Origin of the sequence: Corynebacterium otitidis ATCC 51513, from assembly GCF_000296405.1 — a bacterium.
Lineage (GTDB): Bacteria > Actinomycetota > Actinomycetes > Mycobacteriales > Mycobacteriaceae > Corynebacterium > Corynebacterium otitidis.
Genome location: NZ_JH815193.1, coordinates 52,161 through 70,177 on the forward strand (window position 1 = coordinate 52,161; position 18,017 = coordinate 70,177).

Below are 18,017 nucleotides of genomic sequence, written 5' to 3' on the forward strand. Positions count from 1 at the left end.
CCCCGTCACGCCGCCCCGCCGTCTGCGCCCCGCAATGCTCCTGCGCAACGCGGACGGCGTCGGTGTGTCCGGACGCAGGCGGGCGCAAACACCACATCCGGGGGTGGGCTGTATCACAAACCGATGTGATAGTTGTTTTTCTGGTTACGGTTACCCCATGACACGCACAGTATTCATCTCGGGCGCGGCTCAGGGCATCGGGCGCGCCACCGCGCAGCGCCTGGCCGGCCGCGGCTGGAGCGTCGGGGCCTACGACATCAGCGACAACTTCGACTGGGCGACCGGGCCCAACCTCCACACCGGGCACCTCGACGTCACGGACCCCGAGGGCTGGGAGAACGCCCTCTCGGAGTTCGCCCAGGCCGTGGGCGGGCACATTGACGTCGTCGTCAACAACGCCGGCATCCTCTACGGCGGCCCGTTCGTCACCGAGGGCTCGTACAAGAAAGACGCCGCCCTCGTCGACGTCAACGTCAAGGGCGTGCTCTTCGGCGCCCGCGCCGCCTACCCCTGGCTCCAGAAGAGCCCGGACGCCCGGCTCGTCAACATCGCCAGCGCGGCGGCGATCTACGGCACCCCGGACATGGCCGTCTACTCCACCACGAAGTTCGCGGTCCGCGGCATCACCGAGGCCCTCGACCAGGAGTGGGACCAGGACGACATCACCGTCACCTCGCTCTGGCCGCTCTACGCCAAGACCGGGATGCTCGACGGCGTAGAGACTAGCGGCACCAAGCCCATGGGCGTGAGCCTTTCGGCCGAGGACATCGCGGAGGCCATCACCAAGGTCGTGGAGGCCCCGCGTTCCAAGCCCACCAAGGTCCACCACCCCGTGGGGCGTCAGGCCAAGATCATGTACCTGGCCTCGCACTTCTCGCCCAACTGGCTGCTCCGCTTCATCAACGCGAAGCTCACCACCGACCGCAAGGTCCGGTTCTAGTCAGCCGGCTGAGGCTCTCGGGACGGCACGTGTAACACCGAGGCGTCTGCGCCTCGGCCTCACACGTGCCTTCGTATCGGCGTCATTCCTCGAAGGCCGCGCGATTTCGCCCCGATGACCCGCTGATCTGCTAGTTTGGCGCGCATGAGCGGAATCGACGACCTGTGTCGGCTGCCGATCGTGCTCGCCCCGATGGCGGGCGGCCCCTCGACCCCGGAGCTCACCGCCGCGGTCAGCGAGGCCGGCGGCCTTGGGGTGCTCGCCGGGGGATATCTCTCACCCGAGGAGCTGGGCCGTCGCATCGCCGCCGTCGAGCGGCTCACCGACCGGCCCTTCGGGGCGAACCTCTTCTCCCCGCCCGCGCGCGCCGAGACCTCTCCTGAGCAGGCCGCCGAGCTGCGCCGCTACCGCGAGCTGCTCGTTGAGCTCGGCTACCCACCCGAGCTGCTGCCCGAGACGCCGGTGTTCGACGACGACGGCTACCGCGCGAAACTCGAGGTCGTCGCAGATTCGCGCGCGGCGGTGGTGTCGACGGCCTTCGGCTACCCGGACGAGGCCGCCACGAGGCTGCTGCGCTCCCGGGGCAAGGCAATCGCGCTCAAGGCGACGACCCCGGAGGAGATCGAGTACCTCGACAAGGCGGACTGCGACGCGATCGTCGTGCAGGGCCGGGAGGCCGGCGGCCACCGGGCGACGGTGCTCTCCCCGCCCGAGGCCGGCTCGTCGTTCACGCTTAGTGAGCTCCTCGACCACGCCCGCGGCGCGACGTCGAAGCCGGTCGTCGCCGCCGGCGGGATCGCCACGGCCTCAGACGTCGAGGGCGCGCTGCGCCGCGGCGCGGCGGCCGCGCAGGCGGGCACGGCGTTCCTCCTCGCCGAGGAGGCCGGGACCAAAGAGACTCACCGCCGCGCCTTGCAGGAGCTGCGCGGCCGGTCGACGACGCTGACGCGGGCGTTCAGCGGTCGGCTGGCCCGCGGGATCGGCAACGCGTTCATCGAGTGGGTCGGCGAGCGCGCCCCGGGCCTCTACCCGGAGCTCCACCACCTCACCTCCGGGCTGCGCGCCGAGGCCAACGGCGCCGGCGACGCCGAGGCCCTCAACCTGTGGGCCGGTGTCGGCTTCCCCAGCGCAGAGGCCGCGCCCGCCGCCCGGATCGTCGAGGCCCTGGCGGCGGGCGCGGCGGCGCAGACCAAGTAGCTGCCGCTTCCCTACTTCACGTCGCGGCGCTGGTTGACGACCAGCGCGCCCGCGACGGCGACGACGAGCCAGGCGACGACGACCGCCCCATTGAGCACGAAGGAGCTCCCGAGGAGGGGCTCGGGCGTGGTCTCGAAGAGGCTGGTTAGGCTCTGGGCGTTGAAGAACGGCATCAACGCCTGCAGGAAGGGCATCCGGCCGAGGAGTCCGCCGAGGATCCCCTCGACCACGGCCATCCAGATGAGCGGCAGCGCCACGGAAAGCCCCTGGCTCCCGATGATCGCCGACAGGCCCATGACGATGATGAGCACGGAGGTCTGCATGAGCGGCTGCCCGACGAGGACGACGGGGAGCCCCTCGTTGACGAAGCCGTCGAAGAAGACGAGCCCCAGCACGGCGTCGACGAGCAGCGCGACGAGGAACACGAGGATGAGCCCCACCGCGGTGACGAGCATCTTCGCCACGAGCCAGTGCCAGCGGCTCTTCTGGGTGAGGAAGGCCTGGGCGTACATCGAGGTCTTGATGTCGGTCGTCGTGCTCACCGCGCCGAACGCGACGGCGACGAACGTGGCGGTCATCGAGGCGATCATGACCATGCCCCAGCCGAAGATGACCTCCTGGTGATTGATCGACTTGACGATGATCGCCACGGCGATCGGCAGAATGGTGATAATCGCGTAGATCGCGGCGAAGACGGCGGTGCTTTTTCTGGTGAGGAGCTTGGTGAGCTCCGAACGGAGGGCGGCGGCGAAGGCCATCGGTTTCCGGAACCTTTCTTTATCCTGGTGCGAATTAAACGGAGTACGAATACCTCGGGCAGGAGAGGTAAAACCGGCCGGTTAGGAGGCTCGGCCCTCTCGCGACTCGGCAGCTTGAAACTCCTCGGCGCCCTCCGTGGCGCTGAGGTAGGTCTCCTCGAGGCTGCTCTGCTTGGTGTAGAGCTCGGTGATCGCGACCCCGGCCTCGAGGGCGGTCTCCCCGACGAGCGCGCGCACCCGCTCGGGAGCCCAGCCCTCCGGCACGGCGACCGAGCGCGCGTCCTCGCCCTCGCCCTGGGGCGCGCCCGAGACGGTCAGCCCCTTGCCCTCGAGGTGCTCGACGAGCGCGGCGATGCTCGGGGAGCTCACGACGACGCTCGCGCCCGCGGAGAGGAACTCCGCCATCTCGTGCTCGCCGAGCAGCCGGCCCCGGCCGAGCAGCACGACCCGGTCGGCGGTCTGCTGCATCTCGCTGAGCAGGTGGGAGGAGACGAGCACCGCCTTGCCCTCGGCGGCGAGGTGCTTCAGCGTGCGGCGCACCCACGCCACGCCCTCCGGGTCGAGGCCGTTGACCGGCTCGTCGAAAACAAGGTTCTGCGGGTCGCCGAGCAGCGCCGTCGCCACCCCGAGGCGCTGCTTCATGCCAAGGGAGAAGGCCCCGACCTTCTTGTTAGCCACCGAGGCGAGCCCCACGAGCTCGAGGAGCTCGTCGACCCGCGTATCCGGGATGCCCGCGCCGCGGGCGATGACCCGCAGGTGCGAGCGCGCGCTGCGCGAGGGCACGAACCAGCCCGCGTCGAGGAGCGCGCCCGCGGCCGCCGGCTTGTTCGCGATCGCCGCGAAGGGCTCGCCGTCGACCGTCGCGCCCCCGCCGCTCGGCCTATCGAGGCCAAGCACGCACCGCATCAGCGTCGATTTTCCCGCCCCGTTCGGCCCCAGTAGCCCCGTCACGGCGCCATCGGGGACGCTAAACGACACGTCGTGGAGAACCGCATTCTTTCCGTAGGATTTCGATAAACTCTCGACCGAGATCATGGGGTCGATTCCTACCCGATTACCGGCGAGAACACAAGATTGAATGTACATTCTTTTGCCTACGCATCGTGATGGATTTCGCCGCGACCACGGAGGACGTTTTGGTGGACATCACCGCGCCCGACCGAGTCCTCGACGCGGGACCGTAGGCTTGGGCGTCATGGCTCGCTCCCCGTCCGGCTCCCCGAGCGCGGCTCAGACGGCGGTAGGATTCCTCGACCGCTTCCAGGTGCCGCTCTACTTCGCGGCCGCGGCGCTGGGCGCCGCGCTCGGCCTCTCGTTCGAGGCCCCCGCCGCGATTGCCGGGCGCCTCGTCGAGCCCGCGCTCGTGGCGCTACTCTTCGCGACGTTCCTCGGGGTGCCGTCTACCAGGCTCGGCCGGGCGGCGCGCGACTGGCGGTTTCTTAGCGTCGTCGCGCTGGTGAACTTCGTGCTCGCCCCGGCGGTCGCCTGGCTGGTGACCCGCCCCATCGCCGGCGACGAGGCGCTGGTGACCGGGGCGCTCATCGTGCTTTTGTCCCCGTGCGTCGACTACGTCATCGTCTTCTCAGGCCTGGCCGGCGGCGACCGGGAGCGGCTGCTCGCCGTGACGCCGGCGGTGATGCTCTTGCAGATCGTTCTCGTCCCCGCCTACCTGTGGCTGCTCGCCGGCGGGGACGTCGCCGCCGCGATCGAGCCCGAGCCATTCGTGCGGGCGTTCCTGCTCTTCATCGCCGCGCCGCTCGCCGCGGCGGCCGGGGTGCAGGCGCTCGAGGGGCGCCACCGCGCGGCGCGGGCGATCCACCGCGGCTTCGAGGCGGCGATGGTGCCGCTCATGATGCTCGTGCTCGGCTCGGTGGTCTGCTGGCAGGCCGCCGACGTCGCGGGCCAGGCCGGGCGGCTCGCGCCGGCGGCCGGCGGCTACGCGGCCTTCGCGGTGCTCATGGCTCCTATCGGCTGGCTCGTCGGCCGGGCGCTGGGGCTCGGCGAGCCGGCGCGCCGCGCGGTGGGTTTCGCGGGCGTGACGAGGAACTCGCTTGTCGTGCTGCCGCTGGCGCTCGCGCTGCCGGCCGGCTTCGAGGTCGCGCCCTTCGCGGTCGTCACGCAGACCATGGTGGAGCTCCTCGTCATGGTCGCGCTCGTCTGGCTGGGGCGCCGCGTCCCCGCTCGCACCGCGGCGGGCCCGGGCGTGCGGAGAGCTAGGGCTTAAGAGCCGGCCTTCTCGAAGGCGAGGCGGATGTTGATCTCGCCCTCCTCGGCGATCTTCGCGGCGACGAACTCGGGCGCCTCGAGGTTGAAGTCCTCGCGCTTGATCGGCAGGTCCCCGGAGAGGATGACCCGGTCGCCGTCGCGCAGCGCGCGCAGCTCGGCGGTCACGGGCCGGGTGGCGTCCTTGATGGTGAGCTTCCCGGAGACCGTCACCGTCGCCGCCGTGCCGTCATCGGGCAGGTGGGAGACGTCCTCTCCCCCGTCGAGCGTGAGGTGCGCGGTGGGATAGGTGTCGGTCTCGAGGATCTTGCGGCGCACGTTCTCGTCGCGGACCTGCTTGTCCGAGGAGACGTCCGTGACGTCCACGGTGACCTGCCCGTCCTGGATCTTCTCGCCGGCGATGGTGACCGTGCCCTCGATGTCCTGCGTGGACCCGGAGGTCACCCGCTCGTCGACGGGGAGGATCTCGGCGAACGTGTAGCCGAGCGAGGAGGTGTTGCGCCCCGAGCCGGAGACGACCTCCCAGGTGCCGTCCATCTCCTCGGTGGCGGGGCTGGCGCCGCTGTCGCTCAAGCCCTCGGTCTTCACGCCGGGCCCCAGGATCGCGGAGAAAACCATGGGTGCCACGCCGATCGTGGCGACGAGCACGATGGCGACGATGAAGCAGGTGATAATGAGTTTCCGGTGACGCAACATGGTGCCTCTAAAACTTACCTGAGTCTCTCGATGTCCTTGGCCATGGCGACGAGCTCCTCACTGAGCGCGGCGATCTCCGAACCGTCGGCGCCCTCCCTGGCCGCGGTGGCGACGTCCTCGGCGGCGCAGCGCAGCGCGAACAGCGAGTCGCGCAGCCTGTCCGCCCGCTCGGCGCGCAGCACGACGTCGCCCTCCTTGACGCGGCGCCCGGCGAGGCCGCGGCGCTGCTCGTAGGCCGCCTGCCGGCACGACGCCGAGCAGAACTCCTTGGGCCGGCCGCGCCCGCCGGTCTGTAGCTCCCCGCCGCACCAGCGGCAGCGCCGCGTCGGGGCGGTCCGGGCTTCTTCCACGCGGCTGATGCTACCCGCCGGGCGCGCGGAAATGGGAACGGGAACACTGGCCCACCCGGCCGCGTTATGATAGGTGGCCCGGTAAGCCCCCGCCCCCGGCCGTGCGCGGGCGGGGCGAGAACGAGGACGATCGGCGGCAGCGATTCTAGCGCCGCGAAAGGATGGATGCGAGATGGCAGACCGCGTTCTGCGAGGCAGCCGCATGGGCGCCGTGAGCTACGAGACGGACCGCGACCACGACCTGGCCCCCCGGCAGACCGCCAAGTACAAGACCGAGTCCGGCAAGATCCACGAGGTGCCCTTCGCCGAGGACGCCGAGATCCCCGAGACCTGGCTGTGCAAGGACGGCGAGTGGGGCACCCTCATCGAGGGCAAGGGCGTGGCCTCGAAGCCCTCGAAGCCGCCGCGCACCCACTGGGACATGCTCCGCGAGCGCCGCTCTTTGGAGGAGCTCGACGAGCTCCTCGAGGAGCGCATCGACCAGCTCCGCAAGCGCCGCCGCGAGGCGACCCGGCTGCTCAAGCAGCAGAAGAAGGAGGAAGAGGCGGCCAAGGCCAAGAAGTAAGGCCCGCCGCTCCCCTCTCGAGCTGAGCTCAGCGACGACGCGGCCCGCCCCGGGTAAGAGACCCTGGGGCGGGCCGCGTCGTCGTGTCTAGGGCTGAAGTCGTGGCCGCGCGCCGCTCGCGTCGCGCGGGAGCCGCGTGCGGCGGTTCCCTAGCGGCCGCGGCGCGAGCCCGCGATCGCGCGCAGCGGCGCGGCGATCTGGTTGAAGCGGTGGCGGATCGCCCAGCGGGTGACCTCGATGAGCGAATGGGCGACGAAGCTGCCCGAGAGCTTCGACTCGCCGAGCTCCCGGTCGGCGAAGGTGATGGGCACCTCGTCGATGCGGAAGCCCGCCTGCGCCGCGCGGAAGGTGAGCTCGACCTGGAAGATGTAGCCCTTGTTGGAGAGCGTCTCCGCCTCGCACTCGCGCAGCACCTCCGGCCGGTAGGCGCGGAAGCCCGCGGTCGCGTCGCGCACCCCGAGCCCGAGCGCGACCGAGATGTAGAGGTTGCCTGCCTTGGAGAGCAGCCGGCGCTTGGCGGGCCAGTCGACGGTGCGCCCGCCGGGCACGTAGCGCGAGCCGATCGCGAGGTCCGCGCCATCGTCGATCGCCTCGAGCAGCGCGGGCAGCTGCTCGGGGCGGTGCGAGCCGTCGGCGTCCATCTGGCAGAGCACCCCGAAGCCGTGCTCCTCGCCCCACGCGAAGCCAGCGAGGTACGCGGCGAGCAGCCCCTCCTTGTTCTCGCGGTGGAGGACGTGGATGCGCTCGTCGTCGGCGGCGAGCCGGTCGGCGATCTCGCCGGTGCCGTCGGGGCTGTTGTCGTCGGCGACGAGCAGGTGGACCGAGGGGTTCGCGTCGAGCAGCCGCGCCGCGATCGTCGGGAGGTTCTCCGCCTCGTTGAAGGTCGGGATGATGACCAGCGCCTCGTCGCGTGCCGCCATGAGCTCGTCGGCTCCTTACCAGGGTCTATCCGGGGATGAGATTTGCCGGGGCGGCGGGTAGCGCCGCCGGCTCCGGCTCTAGGCGGCCGACCGCACCGTCGCGGCCCGGCGGTTGAGCCCCGCGGGCGCGGCTCCGAGCAGCGCGGCCGCCGCTATAGCGCAGCCCATGATAACGGCGCCCAATTCCAGCCAGAAACTCGCCCACGTCGCGGGCGTGCGGGTCTCCTTGAGCGGCAGCTCGTAGATGAGCGTCGCGGGCCGCCACAGCTCGGTCTTCTCCTCGACGGTGCCGTCGGGGTTGATGATCGCCGAGGAGCCGGTCGTCGCGGCGACGACGACCGCCCGGTCGTGTTCAATGGCCCGCAGCCGGCTCATCGCCATCTGCTGGTACGTCATGTCCGTCTCGCCGAAGGTGGCGTTGTTCGTCGGGGTGGCGAGCAGCTCGGCGCCGGCGTCGACGGCGTCGCGGTAGGCGGGGTCGAAGGCGACCTCGTAGCAGGTCGCCACGCCGAGTCTCACGCCGGCCATCTCCACGACGCCGTTTCCGTTGCCGGGCTTGAAGTCGCCGGCGTAGTCGACGAGGTCGGTGACGTGGCGCAGCGTGTCGCGCAGCGGCATCGTCTCCCCGAAGGGCTGGAGGTACTTCTTGTGGTGGACGTCGCCCACCCGGCCGGAGGTCTCGATGACGGCCATGGTGTTGCGCTCGCCTACCTCGTCGGTGGTGCGGGTGCCCACGAGCACGGGCGCATCGACGGCGCGCGCCGCCCGCGCGACGCGGGTGCGGGCCTTGGGGTTGTCGACGGCGTCGACGTCGGAGGAGTTCTCCGGCCAGATGACGAGGTCGACATCCTCGTCGATCCGCTCGGTGACCTCGGCGTGGTTGTTGAGCACGGTGAGCGCCTGACGGGTCTCATCGAGCCCGGTGCGCGGCACGTTGCCCTGCACGGCCGCGACGCGCGCGGTGCCGGTGACCTCCCCGCTGCCGACCCTCGAGCCGGCGAGAAGCGCCGCTAGCGTCACCGCGAAGATCACGACGAGCCCGGCGACGCGGCGGCCGCGCAGCCCGACGAGCGCGGCGAGTGCGCAGCCCACGAGCGCCGCGGCGAGGCTCACCAGCGCGGGCCCGCCCCAGCGGGTGAGCGCCTCCAGGGGGCCGCCGACCTGCCCCCAGGCGAGCCGCACCCACGCGAACCCGCCCCACGGGAAGTGGGAGCGGGCGTACTCGACGGCGACGTAGAGGAACGGGAAGGCGAGAAAGCCCAGCCGCCAGCGCGCGACCAGCACCCCGAGCGCGCCGGTGAGCAGCGCGTAGAGCGACAGCGCGACGACGAGCGCGAGGTAGGGCATCGCGCCGACGAACGACGCGATCCACGGCAGGAGGATGAGGTACTGGGCGGCGGCGTGGACGAAGCCGATGAGCGCCCCGCTCGAGGCCTTCGGATAGGGGTAGCGCTCGTCGGGCGCGCCGGCGACGCCGAGGCGGCGCCGCCAGGGCTTGAGCGCCGCGAAGAGCAGCGCCATCCCCACCAGCGCCGCGGGCCACCAGCCGGCGGGCTGGAAGGAGGCGGCCACCAGCGCCCCGGACGCGGCGGCAACAAGCAGTCGGAGCGGAAGCACGGCGGCCCTCCCCTATCTCGTTTTCTGGCTAGTCGTCCCCGCGGGGCTTGTCGTCGCCCGGGCGTCCGAAGTCCTCCGGAGAGATATCGCGCATGAGGCGCTCGACTTCGTCGTTGTCGATGACCTCGCCCGCGCCGCTTCCGCCGGCGGGGCCCGCGTTGCCGGTCGCGTCGGACTCGTCGCGCATGGTGCCGTAGACGGTGTGGGGGAAGCGCGCGGCGGAGCGCTCGTAGCCGCGCACGCCCATGGTCTCGACGTGGGCCTTGAGCCGCCCGGCGAGCAGCCCCCGAAGGAGCGCGCGGGTCGGCGGGAGGATGAAGAGCAGGCCCACCAGCGCGGTGAACAGCCCGGGCAGCGCGACGAGCAGCGCGCCGACGGCGGTGAGCCCGACGTCGGCGAGCGCGCGGCCGGCGTCCGTGCCGCGCGACTGGGCGTCGATGGCGATGCGCCTCATCTGCCAGCGCGCCAGCGCGAGCCCCCCGAACAGGGAGAGCAGCAGGGCGAGGATCGCCCAGCCGGGGCCGACCCAGCTGATGACGAGCGCGAGGAAGGACACCTCGAGGACGATGTAGGCGATGAGCAGCAATATAGGCACGCCGTCCAGCCTATCCGGCCGGGGTCGGGCTCCTCGAGGCGCGAGCCTGTGATCGGCGTTCGCCCTTAGCGAAGGACCCGCGGGTTGGCGTTGAGGTGCTCGACGCCGTTGGCCGTGACGGTGACGATGTCCTCGATGCGCGCCCCGTAGCGGCCGCGCAGGTAGATCCCCGGCTCGATGGAGAAGCACATCCCCTCGCGCAGCGGCACCTCGGAGCCGGGCAGGAGGAAGGGTTCCTCGTGGCCGGCGAGCCCGATGCCGTGGCCGAGCCGGTGGAAGAACGCGTCGCCGAAGCCGGCGGCCTCGATGACGTCGCGGGCGGCGGCGTCGACCGAGCCTGCGGCGACACCCGGGCGCGCGGCCTTGGCGGCCGCGGCGAAGGCCTCCTCGAGGACCTCGTAGAGGTGGCGCTCCTCCTTAGAGAGGGACTCTGGGTCCCCGCCGACGACGTAGGTGCGGGTGCAGTCGGAGTGGTAGCCCACCCCGAAGCTCCCGCCGAGGTCGACGACGACGAGGTCGCCCTCGCTCAAGATCCGGTCGGAGTGCGAGTGGTGCGGGTTCGCGCCGTTGGGCCCGGAGCCGACGATGACGAAGTCGACCTCGTCGTGCTCGGCGCGGATGAGCCGGTCGAGCTCCGCGGCGACCTCGTTCTCGGTGCGCCCGGGGATGAGCAGGTCGGGCACGCGGGCGTGGACGGCGTCGATGGCGCGGGCCGCGCCGCGCAGCTGCTCGATTTCGTCGGGCTCCTTGACAACGAAGAGCTCGGCGAGCGCGCTCGTCGCGAGGCGCGCCTCGCGGCCGGGAAGCTTCTCCATCAACGGGAGGAGGTGGTCGGCGGTGAGCGACGCGCCGTAGCCCACGGGGCCGGGCGCCTCGCCGAGGCGGTCCGCGGCCAGCTGGTGGGCGTCGTCCCCGTCGCGCCAGGCAAGCACGTCGACATCGAGGCCGGGCACGGCCGACTCGTCGAGGTCCGCGAGGTCAGTCTCGGGGCTGACTACCGCGGGCCTGCCCTCGGCGGGGATCACCAGCGCGGTGAGCCGCTCGTGCGAGGAGGCCTTCGAGCCGAGCAGGTACTCGAAGTCCGCGCCGGTACCGATGATGAGGCCGGCCAGGCCGTCGCGGCGGCACACCTCGGCCGCCTTGTCCAGGCGCCGGGCGTAGGTATCGGTGTCGAATAGCGCTGTCATGACCGCCCACGATAGCCCCGCGGCTGAAGGCGGGTGTGCGCCGCCCGGCTCGCGGGGCCCGGGGAGCGTGCGCCTCGCGCGGGTGCTCGCACTAAGCAGTATCGGCGTTGGCCTCGAGCCCGAGGACCCGGGTGATGCGTTCGGCGGCGTCGTCGCTGCTACACGAGACGATGACGGGCATGCGGGTGAGCCGCTCGACCTTGATGAGTGGCGTGCCGGCGGCGAACAGGATGCCCATCGGGTGCCACATCACTCCGAAGAGCCACCTCGTAGCCCACGGCGAGCCGCGTCGGCAACGGGGCGAAGACGATCGATCTGACGTTCTCGCCCTGCCCATCCGAGGCGGAACCGGCGCTTAGTTCGGGCCGCTGCGAGGCCATGCGGCCGATCCTAGCGTGCCGTGTCCCCCTCGCGGCGGCGCTGTGCGCGCCCGATTCGAGGGGTCGGCGAACCGGCTAGCTCCCGGCGAGGCTCGCGCCGAGGTAGTACACCGCGACGGTGAGCAGGGCGCTCAGCGCGATGGCGGCAACCACGGCGATCGCCGCGACGGTGCCGCTCCGTGGCTTTGGCCTGGTCTGCACCCAGCCGAGCGCCGCGGCGATGCCGAGGCCGGCGCCGGCGACGAGCGAGTAGGAGACCTCTCCCCCGATGCCGCGGCCGAGCGCCCGGTAGAGCACGACGACGATCCAGATGAGCCCGGTCCCGAGCGCCACCCAGGCCGCCGGCCACCAGTCAAGGTTCCTGGCGCCCGGTGCTGGCTCGGTCGTCGTCATGGCGTTATCCCTCCGCGCGTCGTCGCTTTTTCGCCGGCTCCGTTGTCCCGACGGGCCGAAAACTCGTTTCCCCACCAGGCTAGCGGCGATCCAGCGCGGTTTCGGGCGTCGCGGGAATCGTTATCGAATCGTTAGCCTTGGCGAACCACGTCTGGCTAGTGGCCGATGGCGACGACGCCGCGGCGGATAGCGTCGATCGCCTGGCGGGCGCGGCGGCGGGTCTCGGGGGCATAAGCCGTCGCCGCGACCTGCTCGAGGAGGTCGACCGCCTGGCGGCACCAGCGCACGAAGTCGCCCGGGGTGAGTTCCGCGCCGCACTCGCGGGCCGCGGCGAGGCAGTAGTCGAGCGGCGCGCCGGCGGTCCACTGGTGCAGCGCGAGCGCGAACGCCGAGTCGGGCGCAGGGCTCGCCGGCAGGCGGCGCGAGTCTTCTTGTGCGGCGATCTCCTGCCAGACCTCGACGGTGCGCGACATCGCCTCGGCCATCGCCTCGCCCGCGGCCTGCGGCACCCCGTCGGAGGCCTTGCGGTTCTCAAAGGAGCACAGGGAGACCACCCCGGCGAGCTCCGCGGGGTCGAGGCCGTCCCACACGCCGCGCTTGAGACACTCAGCGACGACGAGGTCGAGGCTCGAGTGGATGCGCGCGAGGCGCTCCCCATCCTCGGTGGCGCGCGGCTCCTCGCCGCCCTCGACGTAGCCGAGCGACTCGAGCAGGCCTAAGATGCGGCGGAACTTGCGGGCCAGGGTGTCGGAGTGCTCGGCCTGGCGCCGCTCGAGGTCCGCGATGTCCGCGCGCAGCCGGACGAGCTGCTCGGCTGGGCGGGTGAGGCGCTCGCGGTGGTTCGCGGGCCACGAGTGGGCGGGGTGGTTGCGCAGCTCCTCACGCAGCGCCTTCGCCTCGGCGCTGGGCCGCACCCGGGGCCTGGTACGCATCTTCTTCGGTCGCCCGAAGCTCTGTCGCTTGAACACGCCGGTGATGTAGCGCTTCTGGCCGCGCGGGTTGCGCGAGATACCGCGGGGCAGCCTCATGTGGCCGAGGCGCTGCGGCGCGGCGGAAAGCTCCCGGGTGCCGACGCGGCCGGTCCAGCCGGCCTCCGTGACGATCAGCGGGCGCGGGTCGTCGGGGCGACCGGCGGGCTTGACGACGACGGCGAGGCTCGGGCGCTTCTGGGTGGGAAGGGCGACGACGTCCCCGAGCTGGAGCTTCGCCAAAAGCCTGGTGATCTCCTTGCGGTGCTCCTCGTTGGCGGCGCGGCGGTGGCGCTTCTCCTCCTTGGAGAGCCGCACCCTGATGTCGGAGTATTCGACGAGCAGCGCGGCGGGGTCGTCGCCGGGCAGGCCCGCGGCGGCGACCTGCCGGTCGAGGTCGACCTCCCGCTCGTTGGCCTCTGCTGTCTTGCGGTCGATCTCGCGGGCCCGGTCGACGACGGTGCCGTCGGCCTGGAACTGGGCGAACGACTCCTCGAGGAGCTCGATGCCGCGCTCGAAGCCCAAGGTGCCGAGCAGGTTGATGGACATGTTGTAGCCGGGCTGGAAGGTGGAGACCAGCGGGTAGGTGCGCGTCGAGGCGAGACCGGCGGCGGCCTCGACGTCGAGGCCCGGGGACCACTGCACGACCGCGTGGCCGACCTCGTCGATGCCGCGCCTGCCCGCCCGGCCAGTGAGCTGCGTGTACTCCGCGGGCGTGAGGTCGGCGTGGGTCTCGCCGTTGAACTTCACGAGCCGCTCGAGGACGACGCTGCGCGCCGGCATGTTGATCCCAAGCGCGAGGGTCTCGGTGGCGAAGACGACGCGCACGAGCCCCTTGACGAAGAGCTCCTCGACGATGTGGCGAAAAGCGGGCAGAAGGCCCGCATGGTGGGCGGCGAAGCCGCGCATGAGCGCGCCCTTCCACGCGCGGAAGCCTAAGACCTCGAGGTCGGCCTCGTCGATGCCGGCGACGCCCTCGTCGACGATGCGGCCGATCTCGGCGGCCTCGGCCTTGGTGGTGAGGCTGAGCCGGCTGCGCGCGCACTGGAAGAGCGCCTTGTCGCAGCCCGAGCGGGAGAACACGAAGAAGATCGCCGGCAGCATGCTCGCCTGCTCAAGCGCGCGGACGATCTCGGGGCGGCCGGCGGGCTTCGCGCCGCGCGCCCGGTCGCGGCGCGGGTTGTGCTTCCCGCCGCGGCGCTCGTAGCGGGCCTCGGAGCGCTGCCCGTCGATGCTCGCGCCGGCCTTCGCGACGGCGCGCACGAGCTCCTCGGAGAGCTCCCCGCCGACCCCGTTAGCGTCCGTGGTGCCGGGCTCGAACATGGGGTGCACGCGGGTGCCGACGAGCATCCACTGATTGAGCGGCACGGGGCGGTCCTCGGCGACGATGACGTCGGTGTCGCCGCGCACGGCGTTGAGCCAGCGGCCGAACTCCTCCGAGTTCGAGACCGTCGCCGAAAGCCCCACGACGCTCACCGACTCGGGCAGGTTGAGGATGACCTCCTCCCACACCGGGCCGCGGGAGCGGTCGGCGAGGTAGTGGATCTCGTCCATGACCACATAAGAGAGGTGCTCGAGCGCGGGGCTCGAGGCGTAGAGCATGTTGCGCAGCACCTCGGTGGTCATGACGACGACGTCCGCGTCGGCGTTGATCGACTGGTCGCCGGTGAGCAGCCCGATCGCGTCCTCGCCGTAGGTGTCCTGGAAGTCGTGGAACTTCTGGTTGCTCAGCGCCTTGATCGGGGTGGTGTAGAAGCACTTCGTGCCGTGGGCGAGCGCCAGGGAGACCGCGAACTCTCCGACGACGGTCTTGCCCGCGCCGGTCGGGGCGCACACGAGCACCCCGCGGCCCTCCTCGAGGGCGCGGGCGCCGCGGCGCTGGAAGTCGTCGAGCGGGTAGGACTGGCGGCGCTCAAACTCGGGGAGGTGGTCCATGGCCACCCACGCTACCGCCTAGAGCACGTCGGAATAGTCGCCGGCCTGGCCGCCGTCCCAGCGCCGAGACGAGTTCGCCGGCGCCCCGATGCCGCCGGGCCGGGAGATCGGCGCGGGCCTGGAAATGCCTCCGGCGCCGCCCAGCGGTGCGGGCCGATCGATCGGGCCGGAGGCCTCGTCGTCGGAGAGCGCCGAGTAGTCCGGGGAGTTCTTCTTGCGGCGCCGGTCGTTGAGCCGGCAGATCTGCAGCGCGATCTCGACGAGCACGTAGATCGACGTGCCGAGCAGCAGCATCGAGTAGGGGTCGCCGGTGGGGGTGGCGACCGCGGCGAAGCAGTAGGCCGCGACGATGATGAAGCGCCGCTTGCCCTTCAAGGCCTCGTACTCGAGCACGCCGACGAGGTTGAGCATGACGAGCAAAAGGGGGATCTCGAAGCTCACCCCGAAGATGAGCAGCAGGGCGAGCAGAAAGTTGAAGTAGCGCTCACCGGTTAAGGCCGCCACCTGCGACTCGTCGCCGATGGTGAGGAGGAACTCGAGCCCGTAGCCCACCACGAGCAGCGCGAGCGCCGCGCCGAGCACGAAGAGCGCCACGGCGATCGTGACGAAGAGGATGGTGAAGCGGCGCTCGCCCTTCTTCAGGCCCGGGGTGATAAACGCCCAGATCTCGTAGAGCCACACCGGTGAGGCGAACACCGCGCCGACGAGCGTGGCGACCTTGAGGCGCAGCTTGAGCATCTCGAAGGGGCTGGTGGCGAGCAGGCGGCACTGCCCGCCGATGTCGATGCGCTTCTCGGGCGGAAGCGCGCAGTAGGGCTGCCGGAGGATCTCGCCGAGGCTGGGCAGCGGGCCGGGCGCCCACTGGTACCACACAAAGGCGACGATGCCGCCGACGAGAAGCGCGAAGACCGAGACCACGAGCCTGGAGCGCAGCTCCTTCAAGTGCCCCATGAGCGGCATCTCGCCTTTGGGGTTGCGGCCGCGGCGCCGGCGCAGCAGCCGGCGGCGGGCGGGCGTGGTCTCGGCCTCGGACACGGTGACGCGGACGCGGGCCCTCTAGGAGTTGCGGTCCTCGCCGCGGGGCGCGTCCACCTCGCGCGCGGCCTCGCCCTGGCCGTCGCGCTCCCCGTCGGAGGAGTTCTTGCCGTCGTTGCTCATCTCGCTGACCTCGGACTTGAAGATCCGCATCGAGCGCCCGATGGAGCGCGCGGCGTCGGGCAACTTCTTCGCGCCGAAGAGCACGACGATGAGCAGGACGATGATGAGCAGCTGTGCCGGACCAACGGTCATGGGGTTAATCCGATCCTTCCGCGGTTGGCGTGGGTGAATCACCCCCACTATAGGCCTCGAGCGCGGCCCGCGCCGCATCGTCGACCGCGCGGGCGAGCCCGATGGGCCCGGCGAGCGCGATCCGGTCGCCGTTCTCGAGGAGGAAACGCGTCGCCCACTCGCGCCGCGCCACGGGCAGGCTCGCCTCGAGCCAGCCGTCGGCGGCCTCGCCGGCGACGTCGATCGGCGCGTAGTCCGCGAGCCACGCCGCCTCGCGGCGGATCCTCACCCGCGCGGTCTCCCCTGCCTTGTCCTTGAGCTCGAAGGGGTCAGCCTCGTCGATGTCGTCGGCGCCCGCCACCGGTTCGGCCGGCGCGTCGAGGACCTCGGGGTCGGCCATGCGGGAGAGCTTGAACCAGCGCGCCTCGCCCGCGTCGTGGTCGTGGGCAAAGAGGTACTGGCCCCCGTCGTGGTTGAGCAGCCGGCCCGGGCTGAGCTCCCGCCGCGAGCGCCGGTCGCTCGAGGCCGTGTAGTAGGTCACGGCTATCCGGCGGGAGCCCTCGAGCGCCTCGACGACCGCGGTGCGCGCCGCCTCCTCGGGGCCGGGCTCGTCCCCGGCGTCGAGGTCGTCGATCGCGGCGCCCCCGGCCAGCGGGGCGATCTTCCCCGCCGCGGAGCGCACCGCCCCGGCGGCCCGCGGGGAGACGGAGTCGACGACGTCGTGGAGGACGACGAGCAGCATCGCCGCCTCGAAGGGCGTGAGCCTCATCGGGCGGTCGAGGCCCTGCGGGTTGATCACCGTCACCGCCCTGGGGTCCGGGTCGAGGTCGATTAAGTCGCCGTGCGCGTAGCCGGGCACCCCGCAGGTCCACAGCTCCCAGAGGATGTCCTGGATGTCCGGCCCGTCGACGCCGAGCTCCTCGCCCGCCTCGAAGACGGTGGCTCCCTCGTGGTTGGCGAAGTAGGCCAGGACGTTGAGCGCGAGGCTTAGGTCCTCGAGCGCGTCGCGGCCCGCGGGTTTCTTAGCCATGAAGCACTTCCTTTGCTGCGGCGAGCTGGCGCTCGAGGAGCGCGACGACGTCGCCGCGGGCGTCTATGGGTTCCTCGAGGACCGCGTCGGCCCCCAGCCCCGCGCACGTGCGCACGAGCCAGTCGCGGTCGACGTCCACGAGCCTCACCATCCCCGTCTCGTTTTCGGGCGGGGCCTCTGCGGCGCTGCGGCGCAGCTCGTGGGCCGCGCCGGCCGCGACCCGCACCCTCGCGTCGACGAGCTCGCGGCCCAGGCGCCTCGTGCCGCGCACGATCTCGCCGATGTCCTCCCCGCGGTGCGGGTGCTCGGCGGGCACGCCCGCGTCGCGGAAGCCGGAGGTGCGCACGAGCCGAAACGCCCTCGGCGCCTCCCGGTCGACGTCGAAGCCCACGAGGTAGAGGCGCCGCTCGTGGATCGCGACGCGCCACGGGTCCATGACGCGGGGCTGGGGCTCCCCCACCGGGTCCTGGTGGTAGTCGAAGTTCAGGCGGCGCCCGCCGCGGATGGCGCGCAGCACGATGTCGAGGTCGCGGCGCCCGAGCCTCGCGAAGTCCCCGGCGTTGTGGGCGCGCGCCTCGAGCGCCGCGCCGGGGTCGACGCCCGCGCCCGCGGCGGCGAGCTTGCGCCAGCCGGAGCGCGCGAAGCCCGCGAGCTGGCCCGTCCCGGCGAGCCTCCCGGCGAGCGCGACGACGGCGGCCTCCTCGGCGTCGAGCTCGACGTCCTGGTAGCGCTGCTCCTCGGGGCGGAGCCGGTAGGAGTTCTCCCCGGACCCGCCCACGCGGGTGATGGGCACCCCGGCCTTCGCGAGGATCTTTAGGTCCCGGCCGAGCTGCTTGCGCGCGGCGTCGCGGCCCTTGTGCCGGTAGCCCTCGACGTTCGCCGCGAGCCAGGAGGTGGGAAGCTCCTTGCCCTCGGCGTCGAGGAGCGCGAGGTAGAGGTTGATCCTGCGCTGCAGGTCGCTGGTCGAGTCGGTGGCGGCGTCTGTCACGCCCTC

Annotated in this window: 19 protein-coding genes; 4 read left to right on the plus strand and 15 right to left on the minus strand. The window is 71.7% G+C overall.

The genetic code is table 11. From position 1 onward, the window contains the following. Positions 1-157 precede the first annotated feature (157 nt). The gene (locus tag HMPREF9719_RS03175; protein ID WP_004600519.1) at positions 158-940 is read left to right on the plus strand and encodes an SDR family oxidoreductase; all 783 of its coding nucleotides are present in this window, start codon (positions 158-160) and stop codon (positions 938-940) included. A 144-nt stretch (positions 941-1,084) separates the two neighbouring features. Then, positions 1,085-2,137, plus strand: coding sequence for a nitronate monooxygenase (locus HMPREF9719_RS03180; RefSeq protein ID WP_004600520.1), 1,053 nt, complete (start codon positions 1,085-1,087; stop codon positions 2,135-2,137). An 11-nt stretch (positions 2,138-2,148) separates the two neighbouring features. Here HMPREF9719_RS03180 and HMPREF9719_RS03185 read toward each other — a convergent pair whose 3' ends face one another. Continuing rightward, complete coding sequence (locus HMPREF9719_RS03185) at positions 2,149-2,895, minus strand: ABC transporter permease (protein ID WP_004600521.1); 747 nt, start codon at positions 2,893-2,895, stop codon at positions 2,149-2,151. Positions 2,896-2,976: 81 nt separating this feature from the next. After that, entirely contained in the window at positions 2,977-3,930 is a 954-nt protein-coding gene (locus HMPREF9719_RS03190) for an ATP-binding cassette domain-containing protein (RefSeq protein ID WP_004600522.1), read from the minus strand. A gap of 160 nt (positions 3,931-4,090) precedes the next feature. On the opposite strand from HMPREF9719_RS03190, the gene HMPREF9719_RS03195 reads away from it, so the two are divergent. Continuing rightward, positions 4,091-5,119, plus strand: coding sequence for an arsenic resistance protein (locus HMPREF9719_RS03195; protein WP_004600523.1), 1,029 nt, complete (start codon positions 4,091-4,093; stop codon positions 5,117-5,119). Here HMPREF9719_RS03195 and HMPREF9719_RS03200 read toward each other — a convergent pair. Together HMPREF9719_RS03200 and HMPREF9719_RS03205 are read right to left on the minus strand one after the other, a co-directional pair. After that, the gene (locus HMPREF9719_RS03200; protein ID WP_004600524.1) at positions 5,116-5,814 is read right to left on the minus strand and encodes a YceI family protein; all 699 of its coding nucleotides are present in this window, start codon (positions 5,812-5,814) and stop codon (positions 5,116-5,118) included. The two genes, HMPREF9719_RS03195 and HMPREF9719_RS03200, sit on opposite strands and share 4 nt — an antisense overlap. Positions 5,815-5,828: 14 nt before the next feature. Continuing rightward, positions 5,829-6,164 (minus strand): hypothetical protein, encoded by a 336-nt coding sequence (locus HMPREF9719_RS03205; RefSeq protein WP_004600525.1) that lies wholly within the window; start codon positions 6,162-6,164, stop codon positions 5,829-5,831. A 172-nt stretch (positions 6,165-6,336) separates the two neighbouring features. Between HMPREF9719_RS03205 and HMPREF9719_RS03210 the strand changes: the two genes are divergently transcribed. Beyond that, positions 6,337-6,729: an RNA polymerase-binding protein RbpA gene (locus tag HMPREF9719_RS03210; protein WP_004600526.1), complete on the plus strand. Its 393-nt coding sequence runs from the start codon at positions 6,337-6,339 to the stop codon at positions 6,727-6,729. 149 nt (positions 6,730-6,878) lie between these two features. Here the strand turns inward: HMPREF9719_RS03210 and HMPREF9719_RS03215 are convergent, their stop codons facing one another. The 11 genes from HMPREF9719_RS03215 to HMPREF9719_RS03260 form a co-directional block, all read right to left on the minus strand. Then, entirely contained in the window at positions 6,879-7,649 is a 771-nt protein-coding gene (locus HMPREF9719_RS03215) for a polyprenol monophosphomannose synthase (RefSeq protein WP_004600527.1), read from the minus strand. A 78-nt stretch (positions 7,650-7,727) separates the two neighbouring features. Continuing rightward, positions 7,728-9,266: an apolipoprotein N-acyltransferase gene (gene lnt / locus HMPREF9719_RS03220; protein WP_004600528.1), complete on the minus strand. Its 1,539-nt coding sequence runs from the start codon at positions 9,264-9,266 to the stop codon at positions 7,728-7,730. 28 nt (positions 9,267-9,294) lie between these two features. After that, positions 9,295-9,861 carry an FxsA family protein gene (locus HMPREF9719_RS03225; RefSeq protein WP_004600529.1) on the minus strand — a complete coding sequence of 189 codons (567 nt, stop codon included), beginning with the start codon at positions 9,859-9,861 and terminating at the stop codon, positions 9,295-9,297. 65 nt (positions 9,862-9,926) lie between these two features. Further along, positions 9,927-11,048, minus strand: a complete 1,122-nt coding sequence (locus HMPREF9719_RS03230) for a M24 family metallopeptidase (RefSeq protein WP_004600530.1) — start codon at positions 11,046-11,048, stop codon at positions 9,927-9,929. Positions 11,049-11,139: 91 nt separating this feature from the next. Then, positions 11,140-11,301 (minus strand): hypothetical protein, encoded by a 162-nt coding sequence (locus HMPREF9719_RS09600; RefSeq protein ID WP_158501204.1) that lies wholly within the window; start codon positions 11,299-11,301, stop codon positions 11,140-11,142. Between the two features lie 202 nt (positions 11,302-11,503). Further along, positions 11,504-11,821, minus strand: coding sequence for a hypothetical protein (locus HMPREF9719_RS03235; RefSeq protein WP_004600532.1), 318 nt, complete (start codon positions 11,819-11,821; stop codon positions 11,504-11,506). A gap of 155 nt (positions 11,822-11,976) precedes the next feature. Beyond that, positions 11,977-14,724: a DEAD/DEAH box helicase gene (locus tag HMPREF9719_RS03240; RefSeq protein WP_004600533.1), complete on the minus strand. Its 2,748-nt coding sequence runs from the start codon at positions 14,722-14,724 to the stop codon at positions 11,977-11,979. An 18-nt stretch (positions 14,725-14,742) separates the two neighbouring features. Continuing rightward, a complete protein-coding gene (gene tatC / locus HMPREF9719_RS03245) occupies positions 14,743-15,759 on the minus strand; it encodes a twin-arginine translocase subunit TatC (protein ID WP_004600534.1) in 1,017 nt (338 codons plus the stop codon). Positions 15,760-15,780: 21 nt separating this feature from the next. Continuing rightward, positions 15,781-16,014: a Sec-independent protein translocase subunit TatA gene (gene tatA, locus HMPREF9719_RS03250; protein ID WP_004600535.1), complete on the minus strand. Its 234-nt coding sequence runs from the start codon at positions 16,012-16,014 to the stop codon at positions 15,781-15,783. Between the two features lie 4 nt (positions 16,015-16,018). Then, positions 16,019-17,023 carry a helix-turn-helix transcriptional regulator gene (locus HMPREF9719_RS03255; RefSeq protein ID WP_004600536.1) on the minus strand — a complete coding sequence of 335 codons (1,005 nt, stop codon included), beginning with the start codon at positions 17,021-17,023 and terminating at the stop codon, positions 16,019-16,021. Next, positions 17,016-18,011: a helix-turn-helix transcriptional regulator gene (locus HMPREF9719_RS03260; protein WP_004600537.1), complete on the minus strand. Its 996-nt coding sequence runs from the start codon at positions 18,009-18,011 to the stop codon at positions 17,016-17,018. The genes HMPREF9719_RS03255 and HMPREF9719_RS03260 overlap by 8 nt, the downstream gene beginning before the upstream one ends. Positions 18,012-18,017 lie beyond the last annotated feature (6 nt).

Excerpts from the sequence above, each read along its gene's own strand:
- HMPREF9719_RS03175 (WP_004600519.1), top strand. The coding sequence starts at position 158 with ATGACACGCACAGTATTCATCTCGGGCGCGGCTCAGGGCATCGGGCGC.
- HMPREF9719_RS03180 (WP_004600520.1), top strand. The coding sequence starts at position 1,085 with ATGAGCGGAATCGACGACCTGTGTCGGCTGCCGATCGTGCTCGCCCCG.
- HMPREF9719_RS03185 (WP_004600521.1), bottom strand. The coding sequence starts at position 2,895 with ATGGCCTTCGCCGCCGCCCTCCGTTCGGAGCTCACCAAGCTCCTCACC.
- HMPREF9719_RS03190 (WP_004600522.1), bottom strand. The coding sequence starts at position 3,930 with ATGATCTCGGTCGAGAGTTTATCGAAATCCTACGGAAAGAATGCGGTT.
- HMPREF9719_RS03195 (WP_004600523.1), top strand. The coding sequence starts at position 4,091 with ATGGCTCGCTCCCCGTCCGGCTCCCCGAGCGCGGCTCAGACGGCGGTA.
- HMPREF9719_RS03200 (WP_004600524.1), bottom strand. The coding sequence starts at position 5,814 with ATGTTGCGTCACCGGAAACTCATTATCACCTGCTTCATCGTCGCCATC.
- HMPREF9719_RS03210 (WP_004600526.1), top strand. The coding sequence starts at position 6,337 with ATGGCAGACCGCGTTCTGCGAGGCAGCCGCATGGGCGCCGTGAGCTAC.
- HMPREF9719_RS03215 (WP_004600527.1), bottom strand. The coding sequence starts at position 7,649 with ATGGCGGCACGCGACGAGGCGCTGGTCATCATCCCGACCTTCAACGAG.
- HMPREF9719_RS03230 (WP_004600530.1), bottom strand. The coding sequence starts at position 11,048 with ATGACAGCGCTATTCGACACCGATACCTACGCCCGGCGCCTGGACAAG.
- HMPREF9719_RS03235 (WP_004600532.1), bottom strand. The coding sequence starts at position 11,821 with ATGACGACGACCGAGCCAGCACCGGGCGCCAGGAACCTTGACTGGTGG.
- HMPREF9719_RS03240 (WP_004600533.1), bottom strand. The coding sequence starts at position 14,724 with ATGGACCACCTCCCCGAGTTTGAGCGCCGCCAGTCCTACCCGCTCGAC.
- tatA (WP_004600535.1), bottom strand. The coding sequence starts at position 16,014 with ATGACCGTTGGTCCGGCACAGCTGCTCATCATCGTCCTGCTCATCGTC.
- HMPREF9719_RS03255 (WP_004600536.1), bottom strand. The coding sequence starts at position 17,023 with ATGGCTAAGAAACCCGCGGGCCGCGACGCGCTCGAGGACCTAAGCCTC.